The sequence below is a fragment of the Pseudomonas reinekei genome (genome assembly GCF_001945365.1).
Lineage (GTDB): Bacteria > Pseudomonadota > Gammaproteobacteria > Pseudomonadales > Pseudomonadaceae > Aquipseudomonas > Aquipseudomonas reinekei.
Genome location: NZ_MSTQ01000005.1, coordinates 70,466 through 82,032 on the forward strand (window position 1 = coordinate 70,466; position 11,567 = coordinate 82,032).

At 58.3% G+C, this 11,567-nt stretch carries 10 protein-coding genes; 1 reads left to right on the forward strand and 9 read right to left on the reverse strand.

Annotated elements, in window-relative coordinates; translation table 11 throughout:
* Nucleotides 1–20: 20 nt before the first annotated feature.
* The 4 genes from BVK86_RS09410 to BVK86_RS09425 all read right to left on the reverse strand — a co-directional run bounded on the left by BVK86_RS09410 (nt 21) and on the right by BVK86_RS09425 (nt 2,462).
* Nucleotides 21–179 (reverse strand): YqaE/Pmp3 family membrane protein, encoded by a 159-nt coding sequence (locus BVK86_RS09410; protein WP_003228885.1) that lies wholly within the window; start codon nt 177–179, stop codon nt 21–23.
* 82 nt (nt 180–261) lie between these two features.
* Entirely contained in the window at nt 262–582 is a 321-nt protein-coding gene (locus BVK86_RS09415) for a helix-turn-helix domain-containing protein (protein WP_075946179.1), read from the reverse strand.
* Nucleotides 575–928 carry a type II toxin-antitoxin system RelE/ParE family toxin gene (locus BVK86_RS09420; protein WP_075946180.1) on the reverse strand — a complete coding sequence of 118 codons (354 nt, stop codon included), beginning with the start codon at nt 926–928 and terminating at the stop codon, nt 575–577. The genes BVK86_RS09415 and BVK86_RS09420 overlap by 8 nt, the downstream gene beginning before the upstream one ends.
* 250 nt (nt 929–1,178) lie before the next feature.
* Nucleotides 1,179–2,462: an aspartate aminotransferase family protein gene (locus BVK86_RS09425; protein WP_075946181.1), complete on the reverse strand. Its 1,284-nt coding sequence runs from the start codon at nt 2,460–2,462 to the stop codon at nt 1,179–1,181.
* A gap of 169 nt (nt 2,463–2,631) precedes the next feature.
* Between BVK86_RS09425 and BVK86_RS09430 the strand changes: the two genes are divergently transcribed.
* Nucleotides 2,632–3,561: a LysR family transcriptional regulator gene (locus tag BVK86_RS09430; protein WP_075946182.1), complete on the forward strand. Its 930-nt coding sequence runs from the start codon at nt 2,632–2,634 to the stop codon at nt 3,559–3,561.
* A gap of 228 nt (nt 3,562–3,789) precedes the next feature.
* On the opposite strand, the gene BVK86_RS09435 is transcribed toward BVK86_RS09430, so the two are convergent.
* The 5 genes from BVK86_RS09435 to BVK86_RS09455 all read right to left on the reverse strand — a co-directional run bounded on the left by BVK86_RS09435 (nt 3,790) and on the right by BVK86_RS09455 (nt 11,565).
* Nucleotides 3,790–5,568: an acyl-CoA dehydrogenase C-terminal domain-containing protein gene (locus tag BVK86_RS09435; protein WP_075946183.1), complete on the reverse strand. Its 1,779-nt coding sequence runs from the start codon at nt 5,566–5,568 to the stop codon at nt 3,790–3,792.
* Between the two features lie 175 nt (nt 5,569–5,743).
* A complete protein-coding gene (locus BVK86_RS09440) occupies nt 5,744–7,540 on the reverse strand; it encodes an acyl-CoA dehydrogenase C-terminal domain-containing protein (protein WP_075946184.1) in 1,797 nt (598 codons plus the stop codon).
* A gap of 86 nt (nt 7,541–7,626) precedes the next feature.
* Nucleotides 7,627–8,919 carry a GGDEF domain-containing protein gene (locus tag BVK86_RS09445; RefSeq protein WP_075946185.1) on the reverse strand — a complete coding sequence of 431 codons (1,293 nt, stop codon included), beginning with the start codon at nt 8,917–8,919 and terminating at the stop codon, nt 7,627–7,629.
* A gap of 266 nt (nt 8,920–9,185) precedes the next feature.
* A complete protein-coding gene (locus BVK86_RS09450; RefSeq protein ID WP_075946186.1) occupies nt 9,186–10,991 on the reverse strand; it encodes a phenylacyl-CoA dehydrogenase in 1,806 nt (601 codons plus the stop codon).
* Nucleotides 10,992–11,268: 277 nt separating this feature from the next.
* Entirely contained in the window at nt 11,269–11,565 is a 297-nt protein-coding gene (locus tag BVK86_RS09455; protein WP_075946187.1) for a pyrroloquinoline quinone biosynthesis protein PqqE, read from the reverse strand.
* Nucleotides 11,566–11,567: the final 2 nt, after the last annotated feature.

An 11,567-nucleotide genomic window follows, 5' to 3' on the forward strand; every position in this document is an offset into this window, starting at 1 on the left:
AGGAGCCTCGTTTGCCTAATTCAGCGCTTGGCGATGATGTACACCGCGTGCACGATCCCGGGAATGTAACCGCACAACGTCAGCAGAATATTCAGCCAGAACGCCCCGCCGAATCCCACTTGCAGAAACACGCCCAGCGGCGGCAACAAGATGGCGATGATGATGCGAATGAAGTCCATGAACAGCTCCTGATTGAAGTGGACTCGTGCGAGCCCTACAGCTAATCGACCTTTACCGCTGGTCAGGGTTCAGCCCGACTCGTCAGGCCAGTATTTCCAGGCCGTGTTTCTGAACGATGCTCAGCAGCTTCAGCGCCATGCCGCTGGGGTGCTTAGCCCCTGCTTCCCACTGTTTGACCGTGGAGGCGCTGGTGTTCAGGTATCGCGCGAACACCGGCTGACTGACATTGTTGCGCTCGCGCAATGCCTTGATCTCTTCTGCTGCGATCACATCAGGGACTGTCGCGAGGCACGACTCATCGAACTCGCGCATGGTCGCTTTGCTAATGGCTCCGATGGCATACAAAGCGCTGGCTGATTCGTGGATTGATTCGAACGCCTCGCTCTTGAATTTCTTACTCATAAGTTATCTCCAGAAACGCCTTCGTATCCAGCAGGTACTGAACCTGCATCGCTGTCAGCCCCTCGTAGGTTTTTGCCATTTTTCGAAACCCGATTAGCTCAGCCTGGCTGATATTGGCCTGATCCGGCTTCGCGTACAGGAACTGATAAACCCAGTGATGGCCTCCTTTGGCTAAAACAATCGCTCGATGACGGTTGGCATTCAAATGTTTCTTCCAAACCCCGCCACCGAGATTGTCAGCCTGGCCGTTGAGCATTTCAGTGAATGCTTCCCGAAGCTCATCATCAATCCAGGCCTTCGCGGCCTGCATTGCAAAGCGTTTTGTCTTGAACAGCCTTGGTGACATCGGCATCCCGTCCTAAAACATACCACTGAGTGGTATAGAACTCAAAGCCAACGCCTTAAAGCCTCAGCTGCATTGGCATCGACACTCCTTGCCGATACCCACTAGAAAGACATTGATGCAGGCAACGCTCAAGTCGAATTCGCCGTTGGCAATACCCGGCCACAAAAAAGCGCCCCACGCCAAAAGAATCAGGCGTGGGGCGTGCGTTTTACCGCGAGACGGTTCGGAAAATTCTGTAGGGCGCGTCTGATCAGACGGCAATCCCTTTGCGGCACTGCAGTTGCGCAGTGCGCACGCGGGAGAAAGCGCGGGCCAGGCGCAGGAGCATTTCATCGATGTTGGCCTTGCTGACGGTGAGCGCCGGGGAGAAGCGCAAGCAGTCCGGCTGCGGGGCGTTGAACAGCAAGCCTTCGAACAACGCTGCCTTGACGACGGCATCAGCAGAATCTTCGGACAGCGTCAGCCCCCAGAGCAGCCCTTGTCCCCGCAGTTCGCCGTGGCCATAGCGATGGGACAAGCGCTGCAAACCTTCGCGCAGGTGCTGTGCGGTTTCGCCGACATGCTCGAGAAAGCCTTTGTCCTGCACGCTCTCGAGCACCGCCAAACCCGCCGCGGTCATCAGTGCATTGCCATGATGGCTGCCACTCAGTTCGCCGGTGTCGATACAGCACGCCTGGCCCCGCGCCAGTAACGCCGCCAGAGGCACGCCACCGCCCAGCCCTTTGCCAAGAACGACGATATCGGCGCGTACGCCGTAGGACTGTTCGGCAAGCAAAGTGCCGCAGCGCCCCATTCCGGTTTGCACTTCGTCGAGGATCAACAGGATCCCCAGCTCGCGACACAGACGTTCGACGCCTTTGAGGTAATGCGCAGCGGCCGGGATCACTCCGGCTTCGCTCTGAATCGGTTCGAGCATGATCGCCACGGTCCGCTCATCTACCGCCGCGTGCAACGCCGGAAGATCGTTGAAGGGAACATGACTGAAGCCCGGCAACTGCGGTTCAAATCGATTGGTCAGCGTCGAACTGTCCGACGCAGACATCGTCGCCAGGCTACGACCATGGCAGCCGTTATTGGCGACGATGATCCGCGAAGCGCCACCGCGATGCTGTTGACCCCATTTGCGCGCCAGCTTGATCGCCGCTTCACAGGCCTCGCTGCCCGTGTTGAGCAAGTAAGCCTGATCACTGCCGGTGCTCAGACACAGGCGTTCGGCGAGATTGAGCATGCCGCGGTTATGCAGGTTGCAACCGGGATTGATCAGCGTCTGCGCTTGCGCCGTGATGGCATTGACCAGCGCCTTTGGACTGTGGCCGAGGCTATTGGCCCCGCCACCCTGGGAAAAGTCCAGATACGCGCGACCATCGCTGTCCCACAGCCACGAACCTTGGCCGCGGACAAATATCTGTTGCGGCCGCTCGACACTGGGCATCAGGCACTCACTGGAGAGGTTGTCGTTTCTGGCGGCGAATGAAGCATCCGCTACCAGGTCATCAAGACACGGCGAAGCGCGGCGCAGGCTGAACAGACTCATCGATTCAACCCTCGTTTCGGGTTTTTTGCGTTACCTATGTAAACACCAGCAAAGCAAGCGGTATTCATCGCGTTCTGTGGCCCTGTACGCCCCGTAAATGCGGTTAGACTAGGCTCAGACCCGGCGTTGAGCCATTTCGATTTACCAGCATTTTCGATAAGTATTACTTATGGATTTCAAGCAACTGCGTTATTTCGTCGCGGTGTATGAAGAGGGCCATGTCGGGCGCGCCGCCGAACGGCTTTCCATTTCTCAACCGGCGCTGTCGCAGCAAATCCGCCACCTCGAACAAACCCTGGACGTGAGTCTGTTCGAACGCAGCAGTAAACGCCTGTTGCCGACGCTGGCGGCCCACACGCTGTACAACCACGCCCTGCCCTTGCTCGATGGCCTGCAACGGGCGCGCGAAGCGTTGGGTAACTTCAAGGGGCAAGCGCTGCGTACATTGGCCATCGGCGTCTTGCAAACCGTGCATACCAGCCTGGTGCCGCAGATGCTGGAACGCGTGCGCAAGGCGCAGCCGCATCTGGTGGTGCAGATCTATGAATTGACGGGCCTGGAAATCGAACGGCGACTGCTCAATGGCTCGCTGGACATTGGCATCAGCTATTTGCCACCTCGGCAGCCTGGCCTGCATGGCGTGATGTTGTATGAAGATGAGCTGACACTGGTCATCCCGGCGGACCACCCTTTGCGGGAATTCAAGAAGGTCTCGATGAGCCAGGCTGCGGAGTTGCCAATGCTGCTCTTGGGTGAGGAGTTCCAGATCCGCCAGATCTGGCAGGCGCAACTGGCCAATCTGGGACGGCGCCCACATGTGCAGGCCGAACTGAACAACATGGCGGGTATTCTCGACAGCCTGCCGCACACGCGACTGGCGACGGTATTACCCGGACGCTCGCAAAAGACCCACGGCAACGACGAACTGCTGTGGAAGCCGCTCAGTGAGCCGCGGGGGCCTTTAAATGTGGGTTTGGTGTGTCGCGATGTGCAACGGCAACAAGCCTCGCTGGCGTTGTTACGAACATTGCTGGAAGACGTGATAAATCGGCCGGATGAACGTTTGAACAGCCCGCCGACACGGGATGGACTGAGCTGAATACTTTTTCGCAGGCATAAGAAAACCCCGCCGAAGCGGGGTTTTGCAGACTGTTTCCCTGACATCCATTTCACTACGCCGTCCTGGCAGAATCCTACGTGTCCGTGTTGTTGCTTTTGCGCTTCCTGCGCTACGTCCATGTGAAGTAGATTAGCCGTGGATCCAATCTGCATCTATGGGAGATATGCAGCACGCCATGTAAGAGAAAGCTTACATGGCGTTACATCATCAGAACTGAGCCGCATCCAGCAGGAAAAGCGACTCGCTCCCGGCCTTCACCGACGCGCTCAATGAGTGAATACGCGGCAGCAGGCGTGCGAAATAAAACCGCGCTGTGCCCAGCTTGCTGGCATAGAAATCGTCCTGCGCTTCTTTGCCGAAAGCGGCCTTGGCCATCAATGCCCACATGTAAGCGTAAGCGACATAACCGAACGCTTGCAGATACTCGACTGACGCCGCGCCGATTTCATTCGGGTTGGATTTAGCCCGGTCGAGCAACCATGCGGTCAGTTCGTCGAGGGTGGTCACCGCGTCGTTCAACGGCTTGGTGAACTCGGCCAGATCGGCGCTGGCAGTGGCGGTGAAGTGACGAATCTCGTCGGCGAACAGGTTATAGAACGCACCACCGCTACCGACGATCTTGCGCCCGACCAGGTCCAGCGCCTGAATGCCGTTGGTGCCTTCGTAGATCTGGGTAATGCGCACATCGCGCACCAGTTGTTCCTGACCCCACTCACGGATGTAGCCGTGGCCACCGAAAACCTGCTGGCCGTGTACGGTGGTTTCCAGGCCGAGATCCGTCAAGAATGCCTTGGCAACAGGCGTCAGCAACGCCACCAGGTCTTCCGCGCGTTTGCGGGTGGCTGCATCTTCGCTGAACTTGGCGGTGTCCAGTTGCATGGCCACGTAAGTCGAGAATGCACGACCACCTTCGTTCGACGCTTTCATGGTCAGCAGCATGCGACGCACGTCCGGATGGACGATGATTGGGTCAGCCACTTTGTCCTTGTTTTGCGCGCCGGTCGGCGAACGGCTTTGCAGACGGTCGCGAGCGTATTCAACGGCGTTCTGATACGAGCGCTCGCCAGTGGCAAGGCCCTGGATGCCTACGCCCAGACGTTCGTAGTTCATCATGGTGAACATCGCGGCCAGGCCTTTGTTCGGCTCGCCGACCAGATAGCCCACGGCTTCATCGAAGTTCATCACGCAGGTCGCGGACGCCTGGATGCCCATCTTATGTTCGATCGAACCGCAGTTAGCCGGGTTGCGCGCGCCCAGGCTGCCATCGGCATTGACCATGAACTTCGGCACCAGAAACAGCGAAATGCCTTTCGGACCGGCCGGTGCATCCGGCAGTTTGGCCAAGACCAGGTGAATGATGTTTTCGGTCAGGTCGTGTTCGCCGCCGGTGATGAAGATCTTGGTGCCGCTGACTTTGTAGGAACCGTCAGCCTGAGGTTCCGCTTTGGTGCGGATGATGCCCAGGTCGGTGCCGGCGTGTGGTTCGGTCAGGCACATGGAACCGGCCCAGACACCGGCGTACATGTTTGGCAGGTAGGCGGCTTTCAGTTCTTCGCTGGCGTGGGCGTTGATCGACAGGCAGGCACCGGCAGTCAGCATCGGGTACAGACCGAACGACAGGCTCGCGGAGTTGACCATTTCTTCGACCTGGGCCGATACGGCTTTGGGCATGCCCATGCCACCGTACGCCGGATCGCCACCGACGCCGACCCAGCCGCCTTCAGCATATGTCTGATAAGCCTGTGGGAAACCGGCCGGTGTGGTGACGGCACCGTCCGCCCAGTGGCAGCCTTCTTCGTCAGCCGCACGGCTTAGGGGCGCGATGCTTTTGCTGGTGACCTTGCCGGCTTCCTCGAGAATGGCTTCGACGGTTTCCGCATCAACGGTCTCGGCCAGAGCAGGCAGTTCGGCCCAGAGTTTGGCGACCTCGAAAACTTCGTTGAGAACGAAGCGCATATCGCGCAGGGGCGCTTTGTAATCAGCCATGGCAAACCTCGCAAGATCTAAACAGGTGAATCGTAGGAGTGTGTTTTCGTTGGGTCCGAGTGTAACCCAACAACTTTTGTGACACATAGGGTCAGCTCATGACCTGTTTGTTATTTTTAGTCACCAGCAAAAAAGCCCGCACCAGGCGAGCTTCTTTAGTAACGGATTTACATGACTAAAGCGCAAACAACTCCGCGGGCAGTTGCATCAGGCAATCACTGCCCGCCTCGATGGCTGCCCGATGAGCGGCAGTGCGCGGCAGCAAACGCTTGAAGTAAAACGCGTTGGTTGCCAGTTTGCCCCGGCAGAAGTCGGCATCACCGCTACCGGCCTCCAATTGTGCCTGCGCCACCATCGCCATCCGCAACCACAAATAGCCGAGGATGATGTAACCGCTGTACATCAGGTAATCCACTGATGCCGCGCCAACTTCGTCCGGATTTTTCATCGCGGCCATGCCGATCTGGGTCGTCAACTCACCCCACTGCCGATTCAATTCGTTGAGCTGTGCGACGTAGACCGCCAGTTGCGGATGCGCGGCGTTCGTTGCACAGAATTTGTGGACGATTTTGGTGAAACCGCGCAGCAGTTTGCCTTGGCTGCCTAGAACTTTACGCCCGAGCAGGTCCAGCGCCTGAATACCGTTGGTGCCTTCGTAGATCGGCGCGATACGGCAATCACGCACCAGTTGCTCCATGCCCCACTCACGAATGAAACCGTGCCCACCGAATACCTGCATGCCGTGGTTGGTCACCTCCAGGCCGGTGTCGGTCATGAAGGCTTTGCAGATTGGCGTAAGGAACGCCAGCAGGTCTTCAGCATCCTGGCGCGCCGTTTCGTCTGCACTCAAATGCGCGACATCCAACAACTGCGCCGTGAAGTAGGTCAACGCGCGGTTGCCTTCGTTGAAGGCCTTCATGGTCAGCAACATCCGCCGTACGTCGGGGTGCACAATGATCGGGTCGGCGGCTTTGTCCGGCGCTTTCGGGCCGGTCAGGGCGCGCATCTGCAAGCGGTCGTTGGCGTACTTGATCGCGCCCTGGAAACTCGCCTCGCCCAGACACAACCCTTGCATGCCGGTGCCCAGCCGCGCGTGGTTCATCATGGTGAACATGCAATTGAGGCCCTTGTTCGGCTCGCCGATCAAGAAGCCCTTGGCGTCGTCGAAATTCAGCACGCAGGTGGCCGAGGCCTTGATGCCCATTTTGTGTTCGATCGAGCCGCAGGAAACGCCGTTGCGCTGACCCGCCTCACCCGTCGCGTCGGGCAGGAATTTGGGCACGATAAACAGCGAAATGCCTTTGGTCCCGGCCGGGGCATCCGGCAGTTTCGCCAGCACCAGGTGAATGATGTTGTCGCTCATGTCGTGTTCACCGGCGGAGATGAAAATCTTGCTGCCGGAGATCGCGTAGCTGCCGTCGGCCTGGGGCACGGCGCGAGTCTTGATGATTCCCAGGTCGGTGCCGCAATGGGCTTCGGTCAGGCACATGGTGCCGGTCCATTGGCCGGCGGTGAGTTTGCTCAGGTAGGTCTGTTTCTGCTCTTCGGTGCCGTGGGCGTGAATGGCCGACATGGCGCCATGAGTCAGGCCCGGGTACATGCCCCAGGAGGTGTTGCTGGAACCGACCATTTCGCTGATGACCAATCCCAGAGAACTGGGCAAGCCCTGGCCGCCGTAAGCCGGATCGGCCGCCAGGCCATGCCAGCCGCCTTCCACGTATTGTGCGAAAGCCTGCTTGAAGCCTGTAGGCGTCGTGACCACGCCATTGTCGAAATGGCAGCCTTCTTCGTCGCCGCTGCGGTTGAGGGGCGAGAGCACGTTCTCACAGAATTTCGCACCTTCTTCGAGGATCGCACTGACCATGTCCGGGCTGGCATCGGTCGCCCCCAGCGCCGCGTAGTTACTGTGAAAGTCGAAGACGTGGTCGATCAGAAAGCGCATGTCGCGCAGGGGAGCTTTGTACTCGGGCATGGTCATTTCTCCGTCAGCAGATTTCTTCAACCTACTGCCGCCGACCACGCCTCACAATCACAGTCCAGACGCTGAATGCGCCATCATCACTCAACCGTAGCGGCGTCCATGCGCACCGCACCACGGCGGTTCTGACCGAACGCCATCACGCAATTGCGCCCCGCACCTTTAGCGCTGTACAGCGCCTGGTCAGCGGACTTGAGCACTTCTTCCGGAGTGCGCTGCTCAATCCGCTCAGCGACACCAATACTGACGGTCACCGACACACTCGATGCGCCGGAACCCGCGCGACGCTGGCGACCCTGGCTGTCATCCTGAGGACGGCTGTCCTGATTGCGCAAGTGAATGTTGTAGGTGGCGATGGACTCGCGGATGACCTCCAGGTGCGGCATGCACTCTTCGAGGGTTTTGCCTGCAAACACCAGGGCGAACTCCTCACCACCGTAGCGATACGCTTTACCGCCGCCACCGATTTTCGCCAGTTTGCTGGCAACCAGCCGCAGCACCTGATCGCCGACGTCATGGCCGTGGGTGTCGTTGAATTTCTTGAAATGGTCGACGTCGCTCATGGCCAACACGTAACTGCGTCCCAGTCGCTGCATGCGTTCATTCAGCGCGCGACGGCCCGGCAACCCGGTCAGTTCATCGCGGAAGGCCATTTGATAGGCTTCGTGGGCAACAGCGGCGGCGATCATCAGCATCACCTGGCTGCACATGATGTTGAGGGTAAACGGCAGGATGAAGGTTTTCGGCAGCATCCAGAACAACCCGAGCAAACCCACAATCTGCGCGGCGTGGAGTGGCCTGGGGTTGCGCCAGTACTGATACGCCAGCAGCACGAACGATGCGATGAACACCGGATAGGACAGCTGGATCAGGCTCATCCAGGCACCGTGCAAGGCTGGCCAGCGAATCTCCGACAACCAGATCAGCAGCGCCTGCGGGTAACTCTGCTCAAGCCCCAATGCCACGCTGCCCACCGCCAGCAGCACAGCGAAGCGCGCCACCATGTCCTGAAACAGATGCGTGCGTTCTTGCCATGCCGCAAACACACCAAACAGCAACGGCAGCAACAAGCAACACAGATGGAAGACTACGGCCGCGTCTTCACGCACCTTGCCGTTGTCGCGATAGAAGTCAGTCTGAGTGTCGAGCAGGAAGTAGGCGATGTACACCGTGACCATCAGAAACAGTTCACGTTGGCGTCGGTAAACCGCGCAGTAGGCACCGCCGAGCAACAACACCAGGGTTGGCAGCACGTTGAACAGCGAAGTGAAGAATACGTTCAGGTCTTTGACATAGGCAGCCGCGAGGCCCGCCAGCAGAAGAAGTAATGACGGTAGGAAATGACTGAAACGTACAGCGGAAGAACGCGGCAAGGGTAAAGCTCCGACCCGTCATATCAATAGATGGCAATGTGCCCATTACTGTAACGGCAGAAACCCCGACTTGCTGAGCGTTTTACTGAGGTATTTTTCAAAGAGCGTCACTGGCGGCACCGGAGCTACCAGTGACGCAAGGGAATCAGGTCATAAGTCGTTGTTGAACGGCTGTAGCGGTCCTTTCTCGGGTTGGTCAAACCAAACTGCAAAAAAAACCGCCGCTCCCAAGAGAGCAGCGGTTTTTCAGAGTGCATCGTTAAGGCTTAGTAGCCCAGGTCGAAGTGCTCTTCTTTCATGTCCATCAGGTTGTTGGCGCCCGACAGCATGGTTGCCACGTGAGTGCGGGTACGCGGCAGGATGCGCTGGAAATAGAAGCGCGCAGTCTGCAGCTTGGCGGTGTAGAACGCCTCTTCGGAAGTGCCGGCAGCCAGTTTTTCGGCAGCCAGGCGCGCCATGTCAGCCCAGAAGTAGGCCAGGCAGGCATAACCGGAGTACATCAGGTAGTCCACGGAGGCCGCGCCGACTTCTTCGCGATCTTTCATGGCGGCCATACCGACCTTCATGGTCAGCTCGCCCCATTCCTTGTTCAGTGCAGCCAGCGGTGCGACGAATTCCTGAACGGCTTCGTTGCCTTCGTTGGTCTGGCAGAACTTGTGAACGATCTTGGTGAAGCCTTTGAGGGCTTCGCCTTGAGTCATCAGCACTTTACGACCCAGCAGGTCGAGAGCCTGGATACCGGTGGTGCCTTCGTACAGCATCGAAATGCGGCTGTCGCGAACGTTCTGCTCCATGCCCCACTCGGCGATGAAGCCGTGGCCGCCATAGATTTGCACGCCGTGGTTGGCCGATTCGAAACCGACTTCGGTCATGAACGCTTTGGCGATTGGCGTCATGAACGCCAACAGAGCATCGGCTTTCTTCTTCTCTTCTTCGTCCACGCCGTACTTGACGATATCGACCTGTTTGGCGGTGAAGTAGACCATTGCACGGTTGCCTTCAGCGAATGCCTTCATGGTCAACAGCATGCGGCGTACGTCCGGGTGCACGATGATCGGGTCAGCGGCTTTGTCTGGCGCTTTCGGGCCAGTCAGCGAGCGCATTTGCAGACGATCGCGAGCGTATTTCAGGCCGCCCTGGAAGCCGATCTCGGCGTGGGCCAGACCTTGCAGCGCAGTACCCAGGCGTGCGGTGTTCATGAAGGTGAACATGCAGTTCAGGCCTTTGTTCGCCGGGCCGATCAGGAAACCGGTTGCCGCGTCGAAGTTCATCACGCAAGTGGCGTTGCCGTGGATGCCCATCTTGTGTTCCAGGGAACCACAGGACACCGCGTTACGCTCACCGATCGAACCATCAGCGTTTGGCAGGAACTTCGGCACGATGAACAGCGAAATGCCTTTGGTGCCAGCCGGTGCGTCCGGCAGGCGGGCCAGCACGATGTGGACGATGTTGTCGGCCATGTCGTGTTCACCGGCCGAGATGAAGATCTTGGTGCCGGAAACTTTGTAGGAACCGTCGGCCTGAGGTTCGGCCTTGGTACGCAGCATGCCCAGGTCGGTGCCGCAGTGCGGTTCGGTCAGGCACATGGTGCCGGTCCATTCACCGGAAACCAGTTTGGTCAGGTAAGCGTTTTGCTGTTCCGGGGTACCGTGCTCGGAGATGGTGTTCATCGCGCCGTGCGACAGGCCTGGGTACATGCCCCACGACCAGTTGGACTCGCCAACCATTTCGCTGACTGCCAGACCGAGGGACTCCGGCAAGCCTTGGCCGCCGTGTTCTACGTCGTGCGCCAGGCTTGGCCAGCCGCCTTCAACGAATTGCTTGTAGGCCTCTTTGAAACCAGTCGGGGTCTTAACGCCAGACTCGCTCCAGGTGCAGCCTTCGGTGTCACCCACGCGGTTCAGCGGAGCCAGCACCTGCTCACAAAACTTGGCGCCTTCTTCGAGAATGGCGTCAACCATGTCCGGAGTTGCGTCTGCGCAAGCCGGAAGGCTCTGATAGTGCGCTTCGTAGCCGAGCAGTTCGTCACGAACGAAGCGAATATCACGCAAGGGGGCCTTGTAGTCAGGCATAGCGATAAACCTCTGCTGATGAAACCGGGAATGAGCGACCGTGTCGATTTGTTGTGACGGTCAAACAGTTGTTTGAAACATACGTTTACGCCCAAATCTTGTCAAGCGTCGATCTTTTGCCGTTCGTCATCCCTTACGAAAACACCAGGCACACGGCCGCTCAACGCCGCTGACAGAGCAACAACGCAGTGTAGGAAAGATTAGTTTAGGGAGAAGGACTTACGCAGAAAAACGCCGCGAAATATCGCGGCGTTCGCAGTACGGTTTCAGTCGCCGATCAGGCAAACGTATCGATCAGCGTTCCGAGCACTTCATCGGATGCCTTTGCGACCTTCGCGCCCAGTTCAACCTGGAATTTGCCCTGAGACATCTCGACCATGTTGCTGGCCAGGTCCGATTGCTGACTACGATCAACCGAACGCAAGCGATCGACCTGGGCGTCAGAGGACTGACTGGTGACCGAACGTTCGATGGTGTTGTTGGCGATTTGCCCTGCGGCTTGATCGACACGGTTCTGCCCTGTCTGAATAGTGCTCAGACCGGCATAAAAAGCGGTGTTACCTGAGATTTCCATGG

Coding starts and splice junctions, on each gene's coding strand:
- BVK86_RS09430 (WP_075946182.1), top strand. CDS start 2,632: ATGGATTTCAAGCAACTGCGTTATTTCGTCGCGGTGTATGAAGAGGGC.
- BVK86_RS09435 (WP_075946183.1), bottom strand. CDS start 5,568: ATGGCTGATTACAAAGCGCCCCTGCGCGATATGCGCTTCGTTCTCAAC.
- BVK86_RS09455 (WP_075946187.1), bottom strand. CDS start 11,565: ATGGAAATCTCAGGTAACACCGCTTTTTATGCCGGTCTGAGCACTATT.
- BVK86_RS09425 (WP_075946181.1), bottom strand. CDS start 2,462: ATGAGTCTGTTCAGCCTGCGCCGCGCTTCGCCGTGTCTTGATGACCTG.
- BVK86_RS09440 (WP_075946184.1), bottom strand. CDS start 7,540: ATGCCCGAGTACAAAGCTCCCCTGCGCGACATGCGCTTTCTGATCGAC.
- BVK86_RS09415 (WP_075946179.1), bottom strand. CDS start 582: ATGAGTAAGAAATTCAAGAGCGAGGCGTTCGAATCAATCCACGAATCA.
- BVK86_RS09410 (WP_003228885.1), bottom strand. CDS start 179: ATGGACTTCATTCGCATCATCATCGCCATCTTGTTGCCGCCGCTGGGC.
- BVK86_RS09450 (WP_075946186.1), bottom strand. CDS start 10,991: ATGCCTGACTACAAGGCCCCCTTGCGTGATATTCGCTTCGTTCGTGAC.
- BVK86_RS09420 (WP_075946180.1), bottom strand. CDS start 928: ATGTCACCAAGGCTGTTCAAGACAAAACGCTTTGCAATGCAGGCCGCG.